The sequence below is a fragment of the Pseudomonas sp. BTN1 genome (assembly GCF_001907715.1).
GTDB lineage: Bacteria > Pseudomonadota > Gammaproteobacteria > Pseudomonadales > Pseudomonadaceae > Aquipseudomonas > Aquipseudomonas paracarnis.
The window spans coordinates 16,459-40,199 of record NZ_MPBM01000041.1; the positions used below are offsets into that span (position 1 = coordinate 16,459).

A 23,741-nucleotide genomic window follows, 5' to 3' on the forward strand; every position below is an offset into this window, starting at 1 on the left:
GGTGGAGGAAGGGTTTGCCGTCAAGTTTTGAAACAATTTCGCAGATGAGTGGTGGGATGCGCGTTCGCCATGCGACAAACAAAATGTGGGAGCTGGCTTGCCTGCGAAAGCGGTGGTTCAGTTGAATATTCAGTGACTGACACGCCGCCTTCGCGGGCAAGCCCGCTCCCACATTAGGTCAGCGTCGGCTTCATGCTTGCTGCTCAGCCTGCCCGCCCAGACGACGTAGTCTTCCACGCGGAATTAGTCGCACCCACTCATCAATAGGCGATATCCCTTTGATAAGAAAAAACGTCTGCAGCATCTGATAGTCCGTTTCACCTAGAGAAATAAGACATTTCCCATCTTTCACGAAGTGTCGGGATCACCTCTTACTCGCCCATCAACCTCAGGCTCTCCTCCTCAATAAACCCAAACACCTCATCCGCCACGCTGTATTGAAACTGCTTACGCCGATGCTTGGAAAGCTTCCCACCGTTATCCAGGCACATCATCACCAGCTTCGACAAATCACTGCCACGCACGTCGTAGCGTTGGTTCACTGCTTTGATCACTTGGTCATAACGGTCGAGGAGTTCGGTTTCTTCGCGCAGTTCCACTTCCAGGGCTCGGCGGGCCATTTGCAGGGTGAATTCGACGCAGCGGGTCGCATCCCAGTAGCGATAGATCGAGGGGTGGCCGATGAAGTCGAACGCCATGTGGTCCGCATCCAGCCAGATGACGTTCCAGAACTCACGGGTTGGCTGGGAAAAGGTTTTCAGCGCTTGCAGGTAGGCTTGCTCTTCATGCTTCATGGCGACAGAAACCGGTAGCAGCAAACCATTTTCCAGTGCGCCGTAGTGGCAAAGCGTCTGGTGAATCAGGAAGCGAGACAGGCGCCCATTACCGTCCATGAACGGGTGCAGGAAGACGAAACCGAAAGCGGTGACCGCGGCCGCAACCAAAGGATCGACGTCTCGAACGGGCTGGTTGGCGAAGGCCATCAGCTCTTCCATCAATTCCTGGCAAAGCGCGGGGGTTGGCGGTACGTAGCTCACACCGGCTGCGCCGCGCAGCCCGTTATGCAGATGGTTCTGTTCGTGGCGAAACGCGACGGCTTTGTCGAAGGGGTTGGAGACAGTGCTGTTTTGCAGCTCGACCAAGTAGTCTTCGGTGAGCAAACGGCCTTCGTGGGCCTGGCGCAGGAGTTGAACGAAGCGACGGGATTTTTCTTCGCTGGGTTGTTCTTTTTCGATGGCAAATGAATCGCGGGTTTCGTGCAGGTACGCCCACTGGATGGCGCGGTCCATCATTTCGGGAGGGAGGGTGCGATAACCTTTAGATCGAGCGCCTCACACAGATGAGCGTATCCGACTGTTGGCAGGGCGAGCTTTTCCAGAAAAAATTCACTTAAGCGATTAAAGCCCAGTTTTTTTACCGCTCACCATTTTTTTTTACATACTCGCATTTCTTGGGATATTTTTTTACACCCCTCGCCCACCCCGCAACATCAAATTCAACTCATCCACCACCACCGCCCAATCCGCATCCTCCAGAATCTCTTCACGCAAAAATGTCTTCTGGGCGTCGCTCCAAAAAAACGCATCCGCCAGTTTCAACTCCGGCTTGAGCGGCGAATGAGAGGCGACAAATTGCTCAATACTGACCGGGTCGTCCAGCAGGCCAAGCTGTTTGAACAAAGCCGGCAAGCTGTGCAGTGGCGATTCCATGAAAGGCTCCTCATAAGTAGGTTCAAGTGAGTCTAGCGGCAGCCTTCAGGTTGCGGCGCCGGTGCGTTGCATAGCACGAACAACCGCGCCCTGGCGCCACCGCCGTCCTGGCGACTGAGTTCGCGCCAGCCGTTGGGCAGTGGCGCGAATTCATCTGGGGCTTCGTTGCTGCTGATCAACCATACCCGCCGCGTTTGAGCAGGCAGTGCTGAGAGGCGGTCCAGATAGATGCGGCCACCGTCCTGGTCCACCAGTGTGCCGAAACCATAGGCGTTCGGGCGCGTCGCGGTGCCGTCGGGTTTGGGCGGTGTGAAGAGCTGCAGTTGCGCGTCGGTCTGGTCGTAATACACGTAGCTGAGGTACCACATCATGTCACTGAGGACGATGCGGTCGCCTTCCTGGTAGTCGCGATTGACGAACTCCACCGGCACGTTGAACTGGTCGTGTTCATCCACTTCGAAGTTGTTCTTTAGCCCCAACAGTTCTACGCCAACAAACAGTGCGAACAACGCCACGCCCAGCCAGGACAAACGGGGCGGCAAACGGTCGATGGCAAGCGCCAGGACTATCGGCAGGCCTAACGCATACACCGTGAGGTAGCGCTCGATAAACACGGGCGAGATAAAGGACACGCCATAGACCAGCAGCAGCGGCAGCAGGCAAAACAGGGCCGGCAGGCGCGCCGCGTTATTGCGCCAGGCCGTCGATACAACCACCACAGCCAGCAGCAGGGGTAACAGCCAGAACAGCGGCGGCCACAGGCCGAGACCGTCATCCTGCAACAGGAACTGCCAGATGATCGACGGCAGCGACAGTAGATTGACCGGCTCTTCCCAACCAATGTCGCCGCCGACTTTGAGTTGTTCGACGTGCTGCACCAAATCCAGCAGGTTGGGTAGCCAGGGCAGATACAACAACACTATCGCTACGTTGGCGACCCACCACGCAGGTCGCGTGATCAGGCGTTGAGCTGGCGCCTGCAATCCCAGGTACGCCCAATGCACCAGCACGCACAGCGCGGTGAAGTAGTGGGTATAGAACCCGGCGCTCATTAACAGCACATACACAGCCAAATAACGCACGCGCTCGGGCTGCTTCACCCAGTACACCAGGGCCAGCGTGGCGCCCAGTAGCCACACGCCCAGCAGCGAATACATGCGCACTTCCTGGCTGTAGCGCACTGCGGTCGGCAGCATCGCCAACAGGATCCCCGCCAGCACGGCTGCGCGTCGGGTGGACAGTTGCCGTGTCAGCCAGATGCCCAGGCCCACGACGGCCACGCCGGGGATTGCACTCAGGCTGCGAATTGAGCCGATGCTGTCGCCGAATACTTCGATCCAACCGCGCAGTAGCAAGAAATACAGCGGTGGGTGCACATCATGGGCCGCGTGAAACCACAGGTCGGCCAGGGCGTATTCGCTCAGTAACAGGCTTGAGCCTTCGTCGCCCCAGATCGCCGCCGAGGTGAGGTGGTAAAACCGCAGGGCCATGGCCAGCGCCAGGATCGGCACCCACCACAGACGGCTGAGCCAGCCGGCACCTTCCCAGGTCGAGCGATGCAAGGCAGCCAATGCCCCAACTGTTTCGTTTTGCTCTACCACAGACCGACGCACCTCAAATTCTCCCGGCATGACCCTGCTTGCCTATGCGCAAACACCGCCACTCTAGGCCAAAAGCCCTGGCCTCGCCGCTGGAATCGGACAAATCAGCAATTTGTGTAGGCCTTCACCGAAGCACTCGTCGGATCAGGCTATTATTGCCCCTTCTCCAAGGACTCAGGATCAAGGAAACGTTATGCGCATCGGTTTGCTGTCACCTCTGGCCCTGGCCCTGTTGGCCGGTTTTTCCCTACCGGCCCAGGCCAGCTCTGACGACTCGTGTTACCCCGATTGGCGGGTATCGCGTGACAGCTACGAGCCGTGCAGCAACCAGCCGTTTCTCAGCCCTGGCAACGACAGCCGGGTGAACCTGCGCCTGTTGCTGGCCGACAAAAAAGCTGCGCCCCTGGCCCCCAATGCCTTAGGCGAAGACGATTTGGCGCAAGGCTTTGGCCCGGTGCCGTTTCCGGTGTACCGCCTGGTGCCGGTTCCGGCCACGAATGAGGAGCCTGACAACAAGGCTGACGATTCACGCACAGCCGAACTCGACACGCTGCTCCAGCCCCTGGGCATCAAGCGCGAGGAGTACAAGACCGCAGGCCAGGCCTTCCTGAATGGCGAAGGCAGCCGTTGCCGCAGCAATGACGATGACAGCGCCACGGCGTTTATCAGCCAGGTGATCAAGGCCCAGATGCCGCCCGCCGAGCGCGATGTGTTGGTAAAAGCACGCCTGCAGCTGCTGACCACCTGTGACTGGAGCCGCCAGGTCGTGGACGCGCAGTTGACCCCCTCGGCCAACGCCCAGTTGTTTCGCACCTATTTGCAGGCCGCCGGCGACTTCTACAGCGGGCGTTTCGATTACGCCGAACGCGGGTTCGCCGCCGCCGCCACCAGCGATGTGCCGTGGCTGAAGGAAACGGCAATGTACATGACTGCGCGTACTTCACTGAATCAGGCCCAGGCCGAAGCCTTCGACGAATACGGCATGCCGCAACGCGAGCATGTGGATAAGTCGGCCTTGAGCGATGCCGAAGAAGGTTTTCTCAGTTACCTGAAACATTATCCACAGGGCGATTACGTTGCGTCGGCCCGTGGCCTGTTGCGCCGTGTGCACTGGCTGGCGAACGAAGACGCCAGGCTTGCCGAAGACTTCACTTGGCAGTTCACCGAGGCCACTGAGGCCCAGCGCAATGTGAGCGTGGACGAACTGGTGGAAGAGGCCGACCTCAAGTTGCTGATGGTCGGCAATAAAGCGGCGAACAGCCCGATGCTGCAAGTGGTCAGCGACCTGATGGCGATGCGCGCCCACACCCCGCCGCTGTTGAGCCGTGAAGACCTGGATAAGCAAAAGAGCACCTTCGCCAGTGAGCCGGCGCTTTTTGACTTCCTGCAAGCCAGCTATGCCCTGTACGTCGAACACCAACCCGACGCGGCCTTGAAGCACCTGCCGGCGGATGTGCCGTCGAGCCTGGATTACTTCGCCTTCAGCCAACAGACCCTGCGCGCCCTGGCTCTGGAAGCCAAGCAGGACTGGAAGGCCGCCGAAGCCCTGTGGCTGCAACTGCTGCCGCTGGCCAAGCAACCGCTGCAACGTGACCAGCTCGAGCTGGCATTGGCCATGAACTACGAGCGCAGCGGCCAATTGGCCAAGGTGTTCGCCGCCGACTCACCGATCAGCGCCAAGCAAGTGCGCTACATCCTGCTGCGTAACGTCGCAGGCCCCGACCTGCTGCGCCAGCAGATCGCCAACGCAAGCGACCCGACCGAGCGTCAGAGCGCGCAATTCGTGCTCCTCTACAAAGACCTGCTGCGCGGCCAGTACGCCACCTTCGCCGATGACCTCAAGCAGGCCTCGCTCTCTGACGACAAACTCGGCACCAGCCTGGGCTACACCTATACCAGCGGCCAGACCTTGAAGCTGTTCCAATGGAACGGCGACAAGGCCGAATCCGGCTACGCCTGCCCAAGCATCGCGCAAATCGCGGCGACCTTGCAGAACGAGGCCAAAAACCCGCATGCGTTGAACTGCTTCGGTGAGTTCATCCTGCGCAACGGCCTGGACGGCATGCCGTTGGAACAACCCCGCGCCGCCGGCAGCCTGGGCAGTACCGACTCGGACTTCAAGGGTGAAACCTTCTCGCGCCTGGACGGCTACAAACAGGTGATCGCCAACGCCAAGGCGCCGAAAACCGACAAGGCCTATGCGTTGTTCCGCGCCATCAACTGCTACGCGCCGGCCGGCTACAACAGCTGCGGCGGCGAAGACGTTGCGCCGGCAGTGCGCAAAGCCTGGTTCCGCCAACTCAAGAGCGGTTTTGCCGATACCCAGTGGGGCAAATCGCTGCAGTACTACTGGTGAAGCCGCTGTGGCTAGGCTTGCTGTTGCTGGCAAGCCCGGCTTTTGGTGCCGTGGACGCCCGCGACTATGACGCCTTCTGGCTGTGGAGTGGCGTCGAGCCTCAGCCGGTGATCAAGCAGGCAAAAACCCTGTACATCCTGCAAGGCCAGATCAACTCCACTCGTCGCGCGCCCCAGCGCGGCGTGCAATTGATCGCCCAGGGCATGAGCGTGCCGCGTATTACTCAAGGCAACGTCTGGGTGGTGTACCGCGCCCACACCTTGCGCTGGCCGGAACGGGTCTACACCCAGGTGCTGGGCCAGGTGCAACGCTGGCGTGACGCCGGCAACCCGGTGATCGGCATCCAGATCGACTTCGACGCCCGCACCCAATATCTGCACGAATACGCCGATTTTCTGCGCGACCTGCGCCAGCGCCTGCCTGCCGACCTGCGGTTGAGCATCACCGGCCTGATGGACTGGAGCAGCAACGCCGACCCGGCCGCTATCGCCCAACTCAAGGGCGTGGTGGATGAAGTGGTGGTGCAGACGTATCAGGGGCGTCACAGCATCCCGGATTACGCGGCGTATTTGCCGCGGATGAATCGGCTGGGGGTGCCGTTCAAGATTGGCTTGATTCAGGGCGGGGAATGGCAAGAGCCGGGATATTTGCAGGGCAATGAGTGGTTTCGGGGGTATGTGGTGTTTTTGCAGAATCTTTGAAGTTTGGTAACACCTGTAGGAGCGAGCTTGCTCGCGAAAAACGTCAACGATAACGCGTGTTTCCTGATTGAACGCGGCGCCTGTGAGTTTTTCGCGAGCAAGCTCGCTCCTACAAAAAGCCATTAGGGCATCGAGCCGATTTTTTGCAGGTGGCCTTAGAGAATTGGATGATATAAGTTACCTCTACTGCTTTAAAGGGTGATATATCATGCAAGAAACAGCCAAGCCCTACCCCCACAAAGGGTACATCTCAGAGAGAAGCGATGAACTGATGAGAGGTATCGGCAACGGTATCGAAATAGCCCGCATTCGTCGCCGGTTGAAAATTTCCACCATATGCAGCCGCGCGGGCATTACGCGGCAGACGTATCAGCGGCTGAGGCAGGGCGAGGCCGGCGTATCCCTCGGCGTGCTGATGAATGTGCTTAGCGCGATGGACCTGGAAGAAGGTATGGCGAGCATTGCGTCACCAGAACTTGACCAGGTTGGGATTACCATGAGCCTTGCCCGTGAGCCTGAGCGCATTCGCACTGAAGGAGAACACGATGTCCTGGAAGCCGATTGGTAATGCCTTTGTTTTTTCAGCTCACTTAGTCGGTGACCCGGTCCCTGTTGGCGAAGTGGCGATGCATGGGAATGGATTCGTTTTTCGCTACGCCAACAGTTGGCTCGCGCGGCCCGACGCATTTGCGATTGACCCGCGTCGACGCGGTTGAAAGTGCCGTTTCCTATTACAGGATCGCAGACGTTTTGAAGAAGGTCAGCGACGATGCAACGTTTGATATGCGGGCGCTTACAAGCGCATGGCCTTCAATGTGCTCATCGGCAATAGCGACGACCACCTGAAACAAACCGGGCTGCTGCTGACCAGTGCCTCGGGCTATTCCCTTGCGCCAGTATTTGACGTGTTGCCCCACCCGACGCAACTAGGCTTGCAGGCACTTATCATCGGGAATGAGGGCAGGGTATCGTCGGTCAGCAATTTGCTCAGTACCCCCGAGCGCTTTGGGTTGGGAATGGATGAAGCAAGATCCATCGTCACTGATATTTATGCTGTGGTGCAAGAAGCCTCCGGCTTTTTTGAGGCGGCAGGTTGTAGCGGTGCCGATGTGCGCATGCTTTCCAATGTGTGTACCCGGTTTGCAGCCGACCTCACTTAGGATCAAGGATCTCGGGCCGCAACAAAGCGCACCCTCATTACTGAGCGACTTGCAACGGATACACCGACTCCCACCCTCCTCCCAGCGCTTTGTACAGCCCGACCATGGCCAATGACACGCCGGTGGAGCTCTCTACCCACTGCTCCTGAGTCGCCAACAACGCACTCTGCACGGTGAGTACGTTGACGAAATCCGCCACGCCTTCGACGTACTGGTGTTGGGCGGTGGTCAGCGCAATTTGGTTCTGGCGCACGGCTTCCGCGAGGCTGTCGCGGCGCAGTTGGCTGGCGTTGTAGCGGGTCAGTTGGTCGTCGATTTCATGCCAGGCACGCAGCACGGTTTGCTGGTAGGCCAGGGCCGCTTCCTGTTGCTGGGCTTCGCGTAAATCCACCATGCCTTGCAGGCGCCAGCCGTTGAACAGCGGCAGGCTCAACTGCGGGCCGAAGGCAAAGGCACGGGAACCCCAGGAGCCGAAATCCGAGAGCTGCATGGCTTGGGAGCCGAGGCTGCCAGACAGGGTGATGCGCGGGTAGAAGTCGCCCTTGGCCACGCCGATGCTGGCAGTGGCAGCGTGCAGGCGGGCTTCGGCTTGGCGGATGTCGGGGCGACGCTCGGCGAGTTCCGATGGCAGGCCGATCGCGACCTGGCGTTGGGTTTGCGGCACGGGAGCGTCTTTGGACAACTGCGCGTGCAAGGCCTGAGGCGGCTCGCCCATCAGCAGGCTCAGGGCGTTTATCAACTGGTCCTGGCGTTGCTGTAGATCTGGCAGGCGTGCTTCGATAGCCGCGACCTGGGCGGCGGCTTCGGCCACATCCAGGTCGGTGGCCACGCCGTCGGCCAACCGCAATTGCGAGAGCTTGAGGCTGTGGCGCGCAACATCAAGGTTTTGCTCGGTGACGGCACGGGTGTTTTGGACGCCGCGCAGTTGGATATAGTCCTGGGCAGTCTCGGCCAGCACCGATAACAACACGGCGCGACGGTCGTTTTCGGCAACTTCCAGCGTGGCGTCGGCTGCTTCGGTTTCACGCTTGACCCGGCCCCAGAAATCCAGCTCCCAAGAGGCCGAGAAGCCCATGTCCCATTGGTTGAAGGCTGCGCGGCCATTCTCGCCGGAGGGGTCGTTCAAGCCTTTGCCACTGTTACGTTTGCGCTGGTAGCCGCCGCCCGCATCGACATTCGGGTAGCGCTCGGCGGTGGTTACCTGACGTACCGCGCGGCTCTGTTGCAGGCGGCTGCTGGCCAACTTCAGGTCGAGGTTATCGCTGAGGGCGCGGCGTGTCAGGGCTGAGAGCTGCGCGTCGTGGAACACGTCCCACCAGCGCTCCTGCAAGGGATCGCTGACGGCACGGCTGGCAGCTTGTCGGCCCTGAGGTTCGCTCCATTGATTGATCTGCGGGCTCTCGGGCCGCTGGAAGTCGGGACCGACCGTGCAGGCACTCAGGGTGATCAGGCTCAAGGTGAGCCAGGCAACGTGTTTCATTGCTGGGCCACCTCACGCTGCTGCTCGACGGGCCGGGTATCGACGCTGGCTTCTACCGACATGCCCACGCGCAGGCGCTCAGTCAATGGCTGGTTCGGCTCAAGCACGATCTTCACCGGAATACGCTGCACCACCTTGGTGAAGTTGCCGGTGGCGTTGTCGGGTTTGACCGAGGCGAAGGTCACTCCCGTGGCTGGCGCAAGGCTTTCCAGATGGCCTTTGAGCAGTTCGCCGTCAAGGCTGTCGACGCTGACTTGCACCGCTTGCCCCGCGTGCATATGCGACAGTTGGGTCTCTTGGAAATTGGCCACCACATAGGCTTCAGAAAGCGGCACGACCGCAAGGATCTTGCTGCCCGGTGTCACGTAGGCGCCGACCCGCACCGCACGCTCACCGACCATGCCATCCACCGGTGCGACAATGCGCGTGTAAGACAGCTGATAACTGGCCATTTCCAGCGCGGCCTGGGCGCGTTTGAGTCCACCTTCGGCGGCGTCACGCTGGGCGGTGAGGATTTCCACCTGCTTGCGTTCGGCGGCCAGCACGGCGGTGGATTTAGCCAGGCGCGCAGTAGCCTGGTCGATGCGCGTCTTGGCTTGCTGGGCGTTCTGCACGGTGCCCGCACCGACGCCGGCAAGGTGGTTGTAGCGGTTCAGTTCGTGTTCGGCAAAGGCCACTTCGGCGCGATCTGCTGCCACGGTGGCCTGGGCCTGGGCGATCACCGAGCTTTGGCGCTCCAGGGTCGCGCTGGCGTTTTTCAGCTGGGCCTGGGCGACCAGGGTGTCGGCATCGGCGGCCTGGGCGGCGGCGCGAAAATCGCGGTCGTCGATCAACGCCAGCAGTTGCCCGGCTTTGACGCGCTGGTTGTCTTCCACCAGCACTTCCTTGATGAAGCCGGCAACGCGGGGAGCGACCAGGGTGAAATCCGCCGCGACGAAGGCGTCGTTGGTGGTCTGGTGCTTGCTGCCCAGTACGCCCGGCGCAACCAGGTAAACCAGCACACCGACGGCAAATACGGCGATAACGGAGACGGCAATTTTATCTTTGCGTTTCATGGAAAGTCCTTGTGGTCAGGCCGGAGCGCGAGGCGGAAAGATCCGCGTGGGCATCCAGAAAATCAGCAGGATCAACGCCACCGCGACACCGGCCATGACGACGTAAAGATCCGAAGAGGTCAGCACCACGGTCTGCTCGTGCAAGCGGTGGGCGAGGCCCGGCGCGTCAGCGTCGGCAAGGGGCGAATTGCCCAGGCGGTCTACTAACATGGTTGAATGGAAATGCCCGCGCTGGGTGGTCAATGTATCCAGCACCGCAGTGGCGATCACAGCGGCCAGGCCCTTGACGGTGTTGAACCAGGCCGAGGCAAACGGCCCTTCGATGGGTTGGATACTGCCGGTGGACAGCATCAGCAGCGGCAGCACGGCCATGGGCTGACCGAAAATCTGCAGCAGGTACCAGCCATAAAAGTCGTCACGAATCCACGCCGAGGTCAGGTGGGAACTGCCGAGGCAGCACAGCACCAACATACTCAGGCCAATGCCCAGCACCCAGCGGCAATCGACCCAGCGCAGGTTGCACAGCGCCGCCACCAGCGGCAGCGCGATCAACTGCGGCAACGCCATCAGCAGCATCACCGGTGCGGTCTGCAGCGGCCGGTAGCCCTGGACCTGGGCGAGGAAACTGGACGGGATGATGATCACCGAGGTCAGCACCATCAGCACGCCGGCCAGCACGATCAAGGCAAACGCCAGGTTGCGCAGGCCGAGCATCTGCAAGTTGAAGAAGGGCAGTGGCTGTGACCATTCGTTGAGCATGAACAGCGCCAGCAACACTGTGCCGCCACACAGCAGGAAAGTAATCAGGCCCGACTCGAACCAGTCCAGGCGATTGCCTTGCAACAGGCCGATCACCAGCATGCAAATCGCCGGGAAGCCCAACAGCAAACCACGCCAGTTGAACTGCTTGAAGCGCTCCAGGCGCAGTGGGTCTTGTGGCAAACCGTAGGCCACGGCCGCCATGGCCAGCAGGCACGGCGCGACGATCTGCCAGAACGCCCACTGCCAGCCGACGTATTCGGTCCACAACGCCGCCAGCGGCGTGCCCAGGCTGGGGCCGAAGGTGGCGGTCAGTGCGTAACCGGCCAAGCCATACAGCTTGACGTTGGCCGGCAGGAAACGCAGTGCCACGGTCATCAGCATCGGCGGCAGCGCGCCACCGGCCAGACCTTGCACGGTACGCAGCAGCAGCAGGCTTTCGTAGTTGGGTGCGAACGGGCAGAGGATGCCCAGCACGGTGAACAAGCCGATGGCGCACAGCGTGAAACGGCGCAGGGAAAACGTCACCGAACACCACGGCGCAAACGCCATGGCTGCCACGGAAGTGGCGGTGTAGGCGGCGACCAGCCAGGTGCCTTCATCAAAGCCGATGTATAGCGCACCACGGATATCGGCGAGGGCGACCTTGGTGACCATTTCGTTGAGACCGGAGACCAGTACCGCCAGCAATACGCCGAGCAAGCCGATGATGATGCGCGGGCCGAATACGGGTGGGCTCAGAGCCGTAGGTTTGGCTGCGGCCTGGAGGACGGGGGCAGCGAGGGACGTCATGAACAGGTAACTCGGAATGAGAAATACCTGAGCAGTTTAATCAGGCACTCTCATGACAAAAAGTTACTTGTTAGCAGGTTATAAGTGCGTCAGACGCAACTTTGAACATCAACACTGAACCCTGTGGGAGCTGGCTTGCCTGCGATTGCGGCCTGACAGATGAAAATGTGTTGTCTGACGCGCCGCTATCGCAGGCAAGCCAGCTCCCACATTGATTGCGTTCGCTTTATACCGGCTGGGCTTCTAGCCAGGTGGCATGACAGCTCTCGCGCATGGTTTCGCGCAGCCACTTATGGGCAGGGTCTTTGTCGAAGCGTGGGTGCCAGGATTGGGCCAGAACCAGGGTTTGCAGTGGAATCGGCAAGGCAAATGCGCGCAGTGGCAGGTTCAGACGCTTGGCGCTCAGGAGGGCTTCCTTGGGGACCGGCAGCAGCAGGTCGGAATCGGGCAGCATGAACATCGCACCGTGAAAGCCTGGGGCGATCATGGCCACACGGCGCTCCAGGCCTTGAGCATTCAACGCGGTATCGATGGGCCCACGGGCGATGCCACGCCGGGAGATACTGATGTGGGAATAGCTGGCAAAGCGTGCCGCCGTGATTTCTTCGTCGAACAACGGGTGGTCTTGCCGCGCCAGACCGACAAAGGTGGTAGAGAACAGGTTCTGCACCTTCACTTCCGGGCTGGCCGGCATGGTGTTGCTCACCCGCAAGTCCAACCGCCCTTCGCGCAGGGCTTCATCATCGGTGTCGCCTTCAGGCACGAAACGCAGTTCGCACAGCGGCGCCACACGCTCCATGGTGTCGAACAGTCGCCCGCCATACACGCCGATGAAAAAGTCATTGGCACGCACGCTGAAACGACGGCGCAAGGTGCTCAAATCGACTTGGTCCGCCGAACGGAACAACAACGCAGCCTGCTCCACCACATTGCGCACCTGGCCTTGCAGCTCAAGCGCCTTGGGCGTCGGCACCAGGCCACGGCCGGCACGTACCAGGATCGGGTCACCGACCGCTTCGCGAATACGCGTGAGGGTGCGGCTCATGGCGGCCGGGCTGAGGTTCATCCGCCGCGCGGCGCCCACCACACTGCCCTCGTCGAGCAACGCGTCGAGGGCGACCAGCAGGTTCATGTCCGGTAGTTGCATGCCAAGCACTCGTGGTTCGTTGGGAGTGAACTGGGCGCAATCCTAGCAGGCTTTATCGGGTTAGAAAGGCGCGTCACCCTGAATGGTGGTGCGGAACAATTTGCGCCGCAGGTGGCTTGGGCACCCGGCGGCCAGGTGGATCAGCGAGCGGTTGTCCCAGAACACCAGGTCGTGGGGCTGCCACTGGTGGCGGTAGATGTTTTCCGGCAGCACGCTATGGGCGTAGAGCTGGGCCAGCAGGTCACGGCTTTCATCATCGGGCAGGCCGACGATACGGGTGGTGAAGCCCTCGCTGACGAACAGCGCCTTGCGGCCGTTTTCCGGGTGGGTGCGCACCACCGGATGCACCACTTCGGCAACCTGGGCGAGCTGTTCCGGGGTGAGGGTTGGGCGCCAGTTGCCTTCGAATTTGGTTTCGCTGTAGCGCGCCGTGTAGGAATGCGCGGCGCTGCGGCCTTCGACGGCGTTGCGCAGGTGGCCTGGCAAGTGCTCCCAGGCTTTGTGCATATCGGCGAACAGGGTGTCGCCGCCTTCAGATGGCAGTTCCTGGGCATGCAGCATCGAACCCAGGCTAGGCAGTTCTTTGTATGACAGGTCCGAATGCCAGAACTTGCCCGCATCCCCCAGGCCGATGGATTGGCCATTCTCGATGATATTGGAGACGATCAGGATCTCGGGGTGGTTGGCCAACAGGAACTGTTTGAGCACATGGATCTGCAACACGCCGAAACGGCGGCTGAAGGCGATCTGTTGTTCGGGGGTGATGCGTTGGTCGCGGAACACGATGACGTGGTAGTCCAAGTGTGCGCGATGGATGCGGGCGAAGTCCTGCTCGTTGACTGGACGGGATAAGTCCAGGCCGATGATCTCGGCGCCGACGCTGCCGGGGAACGGGTGGATGTCGAAGCTTTGGAGGGCGGTGGTGGCAGACATTTGATTCATTCCCGGCGGACAGGGGAGTGAATTTATAGGTATAACAACCGGACTTTAAATACCGTTAGAGCATATTGATATGGCGTTTTGAGGTAGACATTTTATACGCGGTGACGCTGATGGCCCTTTCGCGAGCAAGCCCGCTCCCACATTTGGAATGCATTCCAAGGTGGGAGCGGGCTTGCTCGCGAAGGCGTCAGTACCAGCGATAAAAATCAACGCTCGTGCAACGCCTCGGCCCGCGCCTTGATGATCGGTTTTAGCAGATAGCTGAGGATGCTTTTCTTGCCGGTGATGATATCCACCGAAGCAACCATGCCGGGGATGATCAGCAGCGGCTTCTCATCGGTGCCCAAGTGGCTGCGGTCGGTGCGCAGAGTGATCATGTAGTAGGTGGTCTTCTTGTCTTCATCAGTGATGGTGTCGGCGCCGATGCGTTCGAGCTTGGCCTTCAGGCCACCGTAGACCGTGTAGTCGTAAGCGGTGAACTTGACCACCGCTTCCTGCCCTGGGTGCAGGAAGGCGATATCTTGCGGGCGGATCTTGGCTTCTACCAGCAGGGTGTCGTCCAGCGGCACGATTTCGACCATGTCACTGCCCGGCTGGATCACACCGCCAACGGTGTTGACCAGCAACTGCTTGACGATCCCGCGCACGGGCGAAGTGACCAGGGTGCGGCTGACCCGGTCTTCCAGCGCGCGGCCGGTGGACTCGGCCTTGTTCAGTTCTGTACGGGCTTCGTTGAGTTGGGTCAGGGCTTCGCTGCGGAATTTGCCGCGGGTTTCATCGATCTTGCGTTGCACTTCCTTGATCGCCGATTCAGCACGCGGGATCGCCAGGGTGGTAGCGTCCAACTGTCCGCGGGTTTCCATTTCGGCGCGCTTGAGGCGCAGCACTTCTACCGGCGACACCGCGCCCTGGGCCACCAGCGGCTCGGACATGTTGATTTCCTGGCGTTGCAGGGACAACTGGCTGCGGTATTGGCCCTGCTTGGAGGTGAACTCGCGCAGTTCCTGTTGGCGCTGTACCAGTTGTTCCTGCAAACCGCCCACTTCATCCTTCAACTGTTGACGGCGGCTTTCATACAAGGAACGCTCGTTGGCGGCCTGGCTCGGCGCGGCCTTTAACACCTCGTCAGGGATGTTCAGCGGACGGTCATCCACCTGCGCGCTCAAACGCTCGACACGCAGTTGCATGGCCAGGCGCAGGGCTTCGGTTTCCCCGGCGTTGGAGACAAACCGCGTGTCGTCGAGACGAATCAACGGCGCGCCGGCCTCTACGATCTGGCCTTCCTTGACGTACAACTCGGCGACGATACCGCCTTCCAGGTTCTGGATTTTCTGCAACTTGGACGACGGAATCGCCTTGCCGTCGCCACGGGTCACTTCGTCGATCTGGGAGAAACCGGCCCACACCACCAGAAATACAAAGAACGCGATGATTGCCCAGATGGTCAGGCGGATGACCCGTGGCGCATCTTCGATCAGCGCCTTGTTGACCTCGGGCAGCGGCTGGCCCTGCAGCGAATCGGAGCCTTTGAAGTAGCGGCCGACCGCACTCTTGATGGAGTTAAGCAACACTGATCTGCCCCTTCTTCAACGCTTCCATGACCACGGCTTTCGGGCCGTCCGCGAGAATCTGCCCACGGTCGACCACCAGCAGGCGGTCGACCAGGGAGAGCAGTGAGGCTCGGTGCGTGACCAGCACTACGGTCTTGTTTTGCACCACGGCTTGCAGGCGTTGCTTCAAGCGTTCTTCACCGGTGTTGTCCATGGCGCTGGTGGGTTCGTCCAGCAGCAGCATGGGCGGGTTGAGCAGCAGCGCACGGGCCAGGGCAACGTTCTGGCGCTGGCCGCCGGACAGGTTCTGCCCACGCTCGCCGACTTGCAGTTCGTAGCCTTGGGGATGCAGACGGGCAAATTCGTGCACGCCGGCCAGTTCGGCAGCTTGCAAAACCATTTCATCCTCGACGTAGCGCGCACCGCTGACCAGGTTGTCACGCAGGGTGCCGGCCAGCAATTGAATATCTTGGGCGACATAGCCGATGTTGTGGCGCAGCTCGCTCACGTCGATCTGGCGCACGTCCACGCCGTCCACCAGCAAGGAGCCGGAGTCGGGTTGGTAAAGGCCGACGATCAACTTGGCCAGGGAGCTTTTGCCCGAGCCGCTGCGGCCGATGATGCCGATTTTCTCCCCTGGCTTGATCACCAGGTTGATGTTCTTCAGCGCCAGGTTCTGCTGGTTCGGGTAAGTGAAGTTCAGGCCCCGGCACTCGATGGCGCCTTGCAGGGTGCGACGGCTCATGGGGCGCTCTTCGAAGTTGCGCTCCTGGGGCAGCTCCATCATCTGGTCCACCGAGGTCATGGTGACCTTGGCTTGCTGGTAGCGCGTCAGCAGGCCCGACAGCGAGGCCAACGGGCTCAAGGCGCGGCCACTGAGCATGTAGCAGGCAATCAGGCCGCCCATGCTGAGGTTGCCGTCGATGATCTGGTACACGCCGAACACGATCATGATCACGCCGGCCAGTTGCTGGATCAGCAGGGTCATGTTCATCGACAGGCCCGACAGCAACTTCACCCGCAGCTCAAGCCGGCTAAGGGTGCCGATGGTCTGCTCCCAGCCATACTGGCGCTCGCTTTCGGCATTGTTGACCTTGACCGCATCGAGCCCGGCGAGGGTTTCGATCAGGCTCGACTGGCGCTCGGCGGCCAGCGCCATCGTGCGTTCCATGGTCGCGACCAGAGGCTTCTGCAAGGCGTAGCCGATGCCCAGGGCGAGCGGGAACGCCAACACTGGAATCCACACCAGGTGCCCGCCGAGAATGGCGATGACCAGGAAGATCAGCAGCGTAAACGGCAGGTCGATCAGGCTGGTGAGGGTCAGCGACGCGAGGAAGTCGCGCAGGCTTTGAAACTCGTGGATGTTCTGCGCGAAGCTGCCGACCCGCGCCGGGCGGTATTTCATGGACATGCCGACGATGCGCTCGAACAGCGTGGCCGAGATGATCAGGTCGGTTTTTTTACCGGCCAGGTCCAGGCACAGGCTGCGCAGGCTCTTGAGGATCAGGTCGAACAGGTAGGCACCACAGATACCCACGGCCAGCACCCACAGGGTGGCGGTGGCCTGGTTCGGCACGACGCGGTCGTACACGTTCATCACGAACAGCGGCGCGGCCATGGCGATGATGTTGATCAGGAAGCTGGCGGCGATGGCGTCGGTGTAGAGCCAGCGTGAACGCATGAGGGTGTCACGGAACCACGAGCGTGCCCGCGGAATCAGGCTGCCGTGGTTGACGTCGAACTTGTGCTGCGGCTGTGCAAAGAAGACTTTGCCGATGTAGTCGTCGGCCAGTGCTTCGCGCTTGATCAGCACTTCACCGCCGTCGCTTTCGCTGAGCAGGATCCGCGCTTGATCTTCGCCCTCCCAGCCCACCAGCACGGTACTGCGACCGTCCTTGAGCAACAGCAGCGCCGGCAGTGCAATAGTCGGGATCTGTTCCAGCTTGCGTTGCAGCAGCCGGCCTTGCAACCCGGCCCGCGCAGCGGCACGCGATAGCAAGTCGGCACTCAAGCGTTGCGAAGGCAGCGGCAGGCCGGTGGTGAGCATGGCCGCACTGGCCGGTTTTTGATGCAGGGCGCAGAGCGCCAACAACCCGTCGAGTAACGGGTCGTCGTGCAGTGCGCGTGGATCATGACTGAGATGAACTCGACTGACTTCAGGTTCCACGCGGGCACTCTCGACTAACAGATGGGGCTATTGGGGTGGCTCAATTCATCCCAGGCAGTTGGACTTTAGGTTTCACGTCGTTCTGCACGACGGAGGCCATTGGTGCAACCACTCCCTGGCTCTTGAGCAATTCGCCCATGGTCGCCTTGATTCGGTACTGAGTAAATAACTGAATGTTCTTGATTTCTTCCAGGCGGCGGGAAGCGGTGAACAATTCATTTTCGCTGTCGAGCAAATCCAACAGGGTACGTTGACCAAGGCTGAACTGTTGCTGGTAGGACGTACGTACGCGAGTGCTGTGATCCACGTACTGCTGGGCAACCGGCAATTGCGCGTTGGCGTTGTTCAGGGCGTTCCAAGCCAAGCCTAGCTCTTCATTGAGTTGGCGCAAGGCATTGTTGCGAATGTCCAGCGCCTGGTTGGCCTGGTAGGACTTCGATTGCAGGTCGGCCTTGTTGCTGCCACCGGCGAACAGGTTGAAGCGCATGCGCACCATGGCTTCCCAGCCATTGCTGTGGTTGGGGTCACCGGAGACGTTGTTGTCGGCGTTGGTGCCCAGCTCAGCGTCAAAGCGTGGGTAGAAGGTGGATTTGGCGGCGTCGTACTGCTTCTCGGCGGCAGAGATATCCGACTCGGCCGAACGCAGTACCGGGCTGTTGTCGAGCATCTGGCGACGGGCTTCATTCAGGTCTGCCGGCAGCATGGCCATGAACGGGGCCGGACGCTCGAGTTCGTCGGGCATCTGGCCGACGGCGCTGAGGTAGTTGACCTGCGCATCGGCCAGGTTGGTCTGCTCGGTGATCAAGTTGTTACGGGCCTGGGCCAGGCGGGCTTCAGCCTGGTCCTGGTCGGCACCGTTGCCGACGCCGCGCTCGGTGCGCAACTTGATCTGGTCGTAGATGCGCTCGTGGTTGCGCAGGTTGTCTTCGGCCAGGCGTACGAACTCACGGCGGGTCAATACTTCCAGGTAAACCTGGGCAACGGTCAGCGCAGTGCGCTCGGAAGTCCCCAGCAAGGAGTAAGCGCGGGAATTCACGTTGGCTTGTTGACGCCCGACTTCGCTGGAGGTAGCAAAACCGTCAAAAATCATTTGCTGCAGGCGCAGGCTGGATTCGCCGCGATTGAGCGTGTCCCAGTGATTGCCGCCAGGGTTGTTGGCGCGGGTGGTGGCGTTGTCGGTTCCTTGGCGGCCGTATCCGGCGTTCAGATCGACACGCGGCAGGTAGCCACCTTGTGCGGCGCGCAATTGGTAATCGGCGGCGATGCGGCTGTTAACACCCGCTTGGATTTCCGGGTGTACATCCAATGCCTGTTGCATGGCTTGGGGCAGTGTCTGGGCTTGTACGAAACTGGCGGCGAGAGCGAACGGTATTGCCTTGAACAGGTGCAGACGCATTTAAAATTTCCCCAAGACTTCTTGTCTTAAATCACAGCGATTGGCACCGCTGCGTCGGATAATGGCTACCGTAATGACCGTACGTCGGAAAGTTCGAAAAGCGGAACTGCTTCACACATGTAGGACGGTTCGCCGCATAAATATCAATGTGACATTACTAGGGCGATTGTTTAGGATGACGCCCATAAGGTCAATAGTTTGGCACAAACTAGATAGCTAAAAAATCCAGCCAAATATTTGACGTCAATGCATTTATAGACTACGCCCCCAGATTGGCAGCGCTAATAGCGCGCTGCGAAATGGATTTGTCGAAACGGATCGCCGGAGAAAATTTTAATGAGCAGTGTTGTTGCCACCGTCAAAAGCATTGTTGGTCAAGTTTTCGTAATTTCTCCGGAAGGTGCCCGTCGCGTCCTTGTAGAAGGTGATCGTCTGTTTGCCGGCGACCAGATCGACACCGGTCTGTCGGGCGCCGTGAGCCTGGAACTGGCCGACGGTCGCATCCTGGACCTGGGCCGGGACACCCAGTGGAGCGCCGATATGCCGGACTCCACCGCCGACCTGGCAGCGGCCAGCGAGCAAGCCGCGCCCTCGGTGGCCGAGCTGCAACAAGCCATCGCCGCCGGCGCCGACCCGACCACCGAGCTGGAAGCCACTGCCGCCGGCGCAAACGCTGCCGGTAATGGTGCTGCCGGGGGCGGCCACAGCTTCGTGGTGCTGGACGCGACCGCCGGCCGTGTAGACCCGACCATCGGCTTCCCCACCGCACCCATCGGCCAAGGCACTTCGGCACTCAACGCCCTGAGCGGAGCACCAGGCTCGGCAGACTCGGGTAACCAAGTGCTGCAGCCTTCGACCCTGACCCTGAGCGCGACGCCGACCATCACCGAAGCGGGCGGCGTGCTGACCTACACCGCTACCGTGACCCGGCCATCCACCAGTGACCTGACCGTCACCTTGACCAATGGCGCGGTGATTACTATCCCGTCGGGCCAGTTGACCGGCACCGTCAATGTGCCCTTGGCCCCCAATGACAGCCCGTACATCGACCCGGGCCAGATAAGCGTCGGCGTTACCGGTACCACCGGCGGCGGCAACCTGGTATTGACCATCGACCCTAACCCGGCTGTGACGCAGATCACCGACACCATCGACACCACCACGGTCACCCTGACTGCTGGCTCGACCGTGACCGAAGGAGGGCAGATCACCTACACCGCCACCTTGACCAACCCGGCGCAGACCCCGGTGAACGTCACCTTGAGCAATGGCTCGGTGATCACCATCAAGGCCGGTGAGTCGACGGGTAGCGTTGTGGTTGATACGCCAGCTAACGACGTCTACAACAATGGCTCGACCGTCAGCACCACGATCACGGGCGCAACGGGCGGTAACTTCGAGAATCTGGTACCGAATACCACGCCTGCGGTCACGACCATTACCGATTCGATCGATGCCACCACGGTCACCCTGACCGCAGGTTCGACCGTGACTGAAGGCGGCCAGATCACCTATACCGCCACGCTGACCAACCCGGCGCAAACGCCGGTGAACGTCACTTTGAGCAATGGCTCGGTGATCACCATCAAGGCCGGCGAATCGACAGGCAGCGTTGTCGTTGATACGCCGGCTAATGACGTCTACGTCAACGGCAGCACCGTCAGTACGACGATCACGAGCGCGACTGGCGGCAATTTCGAGAGCCTGGTGCCGAGCACCACGCCAGCGATTACCACCATTACCGATTCGATCGACACCACCACTGTGACGCTGACAGCGCCAACCGAGGCGAACGAAGGTGGGCAGGTTACGTATACCGCCACGCTTTCCAACAAAGCGGGCACAGATGTCACGCTGAAGTTGGATAACGGTTCGTCGATCACCATCAAGGCTGGCGAGACCGTTGGCACCGTAACTGTCCCTGCGCCTAGCGATGATGTGTTCATCGACAAAAGCACGCAGACCGTCCAGATCACTGAGACCTCTGGCGGCAACTTTGAGAAATTGGAAGTTGCAGGCAATGGCGCAACCACCACGATCAACGACACCCTCGACAAAGTTGATGTGGTGCTGACGGCAACTCCTACCGTTGGTGAAGGCGGCAATATCGTCTACACCGCTAGCCTTGTGGATAAGAACGGCGCGCCGGTGACTAACATCACCAACCCGTTGACCGTGACTTTGGATAACGGTCAGACCATTACCATCGGTGTTAACCAATCCAGCGGCACCGTTACTACCGTGGCGCCAGACGATATTTATAAAGGCGATCAGACCGTCACTGCTGCTATCAAGGGTGTGACCGGCGGCGAGCATTTCGAGAACTTGGTTCCTGGTACTACCCCGGTTAATACCACCGTTACGGATACACCAGGCACCGATAACACCACTACGGTGACACTGACCGCTCCGACCGAAGCGAGCGAAGGTGGTCAGATCACCTACACCGCGACCTTGAGCAATAAGGCCGGTACCGACGTCACCTTGAAGCTGGATAACGGCTCTTCGATCACCATCAAGGCTGGAGAAACTGTTGGCACCGTAACCGTGCCTGCGCCTACCGATGACGTGTTCATCGACAAGAGCACCCAGACCGTCCAGATCACCGAAACCATCGGCGGCAACTTCGAAAAACTCGAAGTTGCAGGTAATGGTGCAACCACGACGATCAACGACACCATCGACAAGGTCGATGTAGTCCTGACCGCGACCACCACCGTTGGCGAAGGCGGCAACATCGTCTACACCGCCAGCCTTGTGGATAAGAACGGCGCACCGGTGACTAACATCACCAACCCGTTGACCGTCACCTTGGATAACGGCCAGACCATCACTATTGGCGTAAACCAGTCGAGCGGTTCTATCACCACCATCGCGCCAGACGATGTCTACAAAGGCGACCAGACCGTCACTACCGCCATCAAAGGCGTGACCGGCGGCGAGCACTTTGAAAATCTGGTGCCGGGTACTACGGCGGTGAACACCACCGTTACGGATACCCCAGGCACCGATAACACCACCACGGTTACGCTGACTGCGCCAAGTGCCGTTAACGAAGGCGGCCAGATCACCTACACCGCGACCTTGAGCAACAAGGCCGGTACTGACGTCACCTTGAAGCTGGATAACGGCTCTTCGATCACTATCAAAGCTGGCGAAACCGTTGGCACCGTAACCGTGCCGGCGCCTACCGATGACGTGTTCATCGACAAGAGCACCCAGACTGTCCAAATCACCGAAACCACCGGCGGCAACTTCGAAAAACTCGAAGTGGCAGGCAGCGGCGCAACCACCACCATCAACGACACCATCGACAAAGTCGATGTGGTTCTGACGGCCACCAACACTGTTGGCGAAGGCGGCAACATCGTCTACACCGCTAGCCTTGTGGATAAAAACGGTGCGCCGGTGACTAACATCACCAACCCGTTGACCGTCACCTTGGATAACGGCCAGACCATCACCATTGGCGTAAACCAATCGAGCGGTAGCGTTTCGGTTCTGGCTCCTGATGATGTGTATAAGGGCGACCAGACCGTCACTACTGCTATCAAAGGCGTAACCGGCGGCGAACACTTTGAAAATCTGGTCCCAGGTACCGATAACGTCACCACAACTGTGACTGATACACCGGGTACCGATAACACCACTACCGTGACGCTGACGGCTCCAACCGAGGCGAGCGAAGGTGGTCAGATTACGTACACCGCGACCTTGAGCAACAAGGCCGGTACTGACGTCACCTTGAAGCTGGATAACGGCTCGTCGATCACGATCAAGGCTGGCGACACTGTTGGCACCGTAACCGTGCCTGCCCCTACCGATGACGTGTTTATCGATAAGAGCACTCAGACCGTCAAGATCACCGAAACCACTGGCGGCAATTTCGAAAAACTCGAAGTTGCGGGCAACGGTGCGACCACCACGATCAACGACACGATCGACAAAGTTGATGTGGTCCTGACCGCCACTACCACCGTTGGCGAAGGCGGCAATATCGTTTACACCGCCAGCCTTGTGGATAAGAACGGCGTACCAGTGACTAACATCACCAATCCGCTGACCGTCACCCTCGATAACGGCAAGACCATCACCATCGGCGTAAACCAATCAAGCGGTTCCATTACCACCGTAGCGCCAGACGATGTGTACAAAGGCGACCAGACCGTCACTACCGCCATCAAAGGCGTGACCGGCGGCGAGCATTTTGAAAATCTGGTTCCAGGTACTACCCCGGTTAACACGACCGTTACCGATACACCCGGTACCGACAACACCACTACCGTGACCTTGACCGCTCCGGCCGAAGCGAATGAGGGTGGACAGATTACGTACACCGCCACGCTTTCCAATAAAGCGGGCACTGACGTCACGCTGAAGTTGGACAACGGCTCGTCGATTACCATCAAGGCTGGCGACACGGTTGGCACTGTGACCGTGCCCGCTCCTAGCGATGACGTGTTCATCGATAAGAGCACTCAGACCGTCAAGATCACCGACGCTTCCGGCGGCAACTTCGAAAAACTCGAAGTAGCAGGCAACGGCGCAACCACCACGATCAACGACACCATCGACAAGGTCGATGTGGTCCTGACGGCCACCACCACCGTTGGTGAAGGCGGCAACATCGTCTACACCGCTAGCCTTGTGGATAAAAACGGTGCGCCGGTGACTAACATCACCAACCCGTTGACCGTCACCTTGGATAACGGCCAGACCATCACCATTGGCGTAAACCAGACTAGCGGTAGCGTTTCGGTTCTTGCTCCTGATGATGTCTATAAAGGCGATCAAACCGTCACCACAGCTATCAAGGGTGTGACCGGCGGCGAGCATTTCGAGAATCTGGTCCCTGGCACTACCGCGGTGAACACCACCGTTACTGATACACCAGGCACCGATAACGCCACTACCGTAACGCTGACA

The 23,741-nt window shown here is 59.9% G+C and carries 15 protein-coding genes and 1 pseudogene; 5 read left to right on the forward strand and 11 right to left on the reverse strand.

The genetic code is table 11. The features are described from left to right. Window positions 1-371: 371 nt before the first annotated feature. The 3 genes and pseudogenes from BMH52_RS20940 to BMH52_RS20950 form a co-directional block, all read right to left on the reverse strand. Window positions 372-1,307: pseudogene (locus BMH52_RS20940) on the reverse strand (Fic family protein); the annotation flags it as partial. Between the two features lie 156 nt (window positions 1,308-1,463). Then, window positions 1,464-1,709: a DUF2789 domain-containing protein gene (locus tag BMH52_RS20945; RefSeq protein WP_073844947.1), complete on the reverse strand. Its 246-nt coding sequence runs from the start codon at window positions 1,707-1,709 to the stop codon at window positions 1,464-1,466. A gap of 32 nt (window positions 1,710-1,741) precedes the next feature. Then, a complete protein-coding gene (locus tag BMH52_RS20950; RefSeq protein ID WP_073844963.1) occupies window positions 1,742-3,322 on the reverse strand; it encodes a glycosyltransferase family 39 protein in 1,581 nt (526 codons plus the stop codon). A gap of 181 nt (window positions 3,323-3,503) precedes the next feature. Between BMH52_RS20950 and BMH52_RS20955 the strand changes: the two genes are divergently transcribed. The 4 genes from BMH52_RS20955 to BMH52_RS20975 all read left to right on the forward strand — a co-directional run bounded on the left by BMH52_RS20955 (window position 3,504) and on the right by BMH52_RS20975 (window position 7,527). Continuing rightward, entirely contained in the window at window positions 3,504-5,666 is a 2,163-nt protein-coding gene (locus BMH52_RS20955; protein WP_073844949.1) for an outer membrane assembly lipoprotein YfiO, read from the forward strand. Next, window positions 5,663-6,367 (forward strand): DUF3142 domain-containing protein, encoded by a 705-nt coding sequence (locus tag BMH52_RS20960; RefSeq protein ID WP_073844951.1) that lies wholly within the window; start codon window positions 5,663-5,665, stop codon window positions 6,365-6,367. Before BMH52_RS20955 ends, BMH52_RS20960 begins: the two co-directional genes overlap by 4 nt. Window positions 6,368-6,575: 208 nt before the next feature. After that, complete coding sequence (locus BMH52_RS20970) at window positions 6,576-6,935, forward strand: helix-turn-helix transcriptional regulator (RefSeq protein WP_073844956.1); 360 nt, start codon at window positions 6,576-6,578, stop codon at window positions 6,933-6,935. A 235-nt stretch (window positions 6,936-7,170) separates the two neighbouring features. Next, the gene (locus BMH52_RS20975; protein ID WP_256575813.1) at window positions 7,171-7,527 is read left to right on the forward strand and encodes a HipA domain-containing protein; all 357 of its coding nucleotides are present in this window, start codon (window positions 7,171-7,173) and stop codon (window positions 7,525-7,527) included. Between the two features lie 37 nt (window positions 7,528-7,564). Here the strand turns inward: BMH52_RS20975 and BMH52_RS20980 are convergent, their stop codons facing one another. The 8 genes from BMH52_RS20980 to BMH52_RS21015 form a co-directional block, all read right to left on the reverse strand. Further along, window positions 7,565-9,007 carry an efflux transporter outer membrane subunit gene (locus tag BMH52_RS20980; protein ID WP_073844958.1) on the reverse strand — a complete coding sequence of 481 codons (1,443 nt, stop codon included), beginning with the start codon at window positions 9,005-9,007 and terminating at the stop codon, window positions 7,565-7,567. Continuing rightward, the gene (locus BMH52_RS20985) at window positions 9,004-10,062 is read right to left on the reverse strand and encodes an HlyD family secretion protein (protein WP_014716373.1); all 1,059 of its coding nucleotides are present in this window, start codon (window positions 10,060-10,062) and stop codon (window positions 9,004-9,006) included. The genes BMH52_RS20980 and BMH52_RS20985 overlap by 4 nt, the downstream gene beginning before the upstream one ends. Before the next feature lie 15 nt (window positions 10,063-10,077). After that, window positions 10,078-11,613 (reverse strand): MFS transporter, encoded by a 1,536-nt coding sequence (locus tag BMH52_RS20990; RefSeq protein WP_014716372.1) that lies wholly within the window; start codon window positions 11,611-11,613, stop codon window positions 10,078-10,080. 226 nt (window positions 11,614-11,839) lie between these two features. Then, entirely contained in the window at window positions 11,840-12,760 is a 921-nt protein-coding gene (locus BMH52_RS20995) for a LysR family transcriptional regulator (RefSeq protein WP_003187445.1), read from the reverse strand. A gap of 60 nt (window positions 12,761-12,820) precedes the next feature. Beyond that, window positions 12,821-13,693: a TauD/TfdA family dioxygenase gene (locus BMH52_RS21000; protein ID WP_143192541.1), complete on the reverse strand. Its 873-nt coding sequence runs from the start codon at window positions 13,691-13,693 to the stop codon at window positions 12,821-12,823. 215 nt (window positions 13,694-13,908) lie between these two features. Further along, window positions 13,909-15,273 (reverse strand): HlyD family type I secretion periplasmic adaptor subunit, encoded by a 1,365-nt coding sequence (locus tag BMH52_RS21005; RefSeq protein WP_014716369.1) that lies wholly within the window; start codon window positions 15,271-15,273, stop codon window positions 13,909-13,911. Continuing rightward, a complete protein-coding gene (locus BMH52_RS21010; RefSeq protein ID WP_060767840.1) occupies window positions 15,263-17,419 on the reverse strand; it encodes a type I secretion system permease/ATPase in 2,157 nt (718 codons plus the stop codon). Before BMH52_RS21010 ends, BMH52_RS21005 begins: the two co-directional genes overlap by 11 nt. 40 nt (window positions 17,420-17,459) lie before the next feature. After that, on the reverse strand, window positions 17,460-18,815 hold the full coding sequence (locus BMH52_RS21015; RefSeq protein ID WP_014716368.1) for a TolC family outer membrane protein: 1,356 nt from the start codon (window positions 18,813-18,815) through the stop codon (window positions 17,460-17,462). A gap of 336 nt (window positions 18,816-19,151) precedes the next feature. Here BMH52_RS21015 and BMH52_RS21020 point away from each other — a divergent pair. Continuing rightward, on the forward strand, window positions 19,152-23,741 hold a 4,590-nt coding region (locus BMH52_RS21020; RefSeq protein WP_143192542.1), incomplete at its 3' end, for a retention module-containing protein.

Excerpts from the sequence above, each read along its gene's own strand:
- BMH52_RS20970 (WP_073844956.1), top strand. The coding sequence starts at position 6,576 with ATGCAAGAAACAGCCAAGCCCTACCCCCACAAAGGGTACATCTCAGAG.
- BMH52_RS20995 (WP_003187445.1), bottom strand. The coding sequence starts at position 12,760 with ATGCAACTACCGGACATGAACCTGCTGGTCGCCCTCGACGCGTTGCTC.
- BMH52_RS20990 (WP_014716372.1), bottom strand. The coding sequence starts at position 11,613 with ATGACGTCCCTCGCTGCCCCCGTCCTCCAGGCCGCAGCCAAACCTACG.
- BMH52_RS20975 (WP_256575813.1), top strand. The coding sequence starts at position 7,171 with ATGGCCTTCAATGTGCTCATCGGCAATAGCGACGACCACCTGAAACAA.
- BMH52_RS20955 (WP_073844949.1), top strand. The coding sequence starts at position 3,504 with ATGCGCATCGGTTTGCTGTCACCTCTGGCCCTGGCCCTGTTGGCCGGT.
- BMH52_RS20945 (WP_073844947.1), bottom strand. The coding sequence starts at position 1,709 with ATGGAATCGCCACTGCACAGCTTGCCGGCTTTGTTCAAACAGCTTGGC.
- BMH52_RS20985 (WP_014716373.1), bottom strand. The coding sequence starts at position 10,062 with ATGAAACGCAAAGATAAAATTGCCGTCTCCGTTATCGCCGTATTTGCC.
- BMH52_RS20980 (WP_073844958.1), bottom strand. The coding sequence starts at position 9,007 with ATGAAACACGTTGCCTGGCTCACCTTGAGCCTGATCACCCTGAGTGCC.
- BMH52_RS21015 (WP_014716368.1), bottom strand. The coding sequence starts at position 18,815 with ATGCGTCTGCACCTGTTCAAGGCAATACCGTTCGCTCTCGCCGCCAGT.
- BMH52_RS21000 (WP_143192541.1), bottom strand. The coding sequence starts at position 13,693 with ATGTCTGCCACCACCGCCCTCCAAAGCTTCGACATCCACCCGTTCCCC.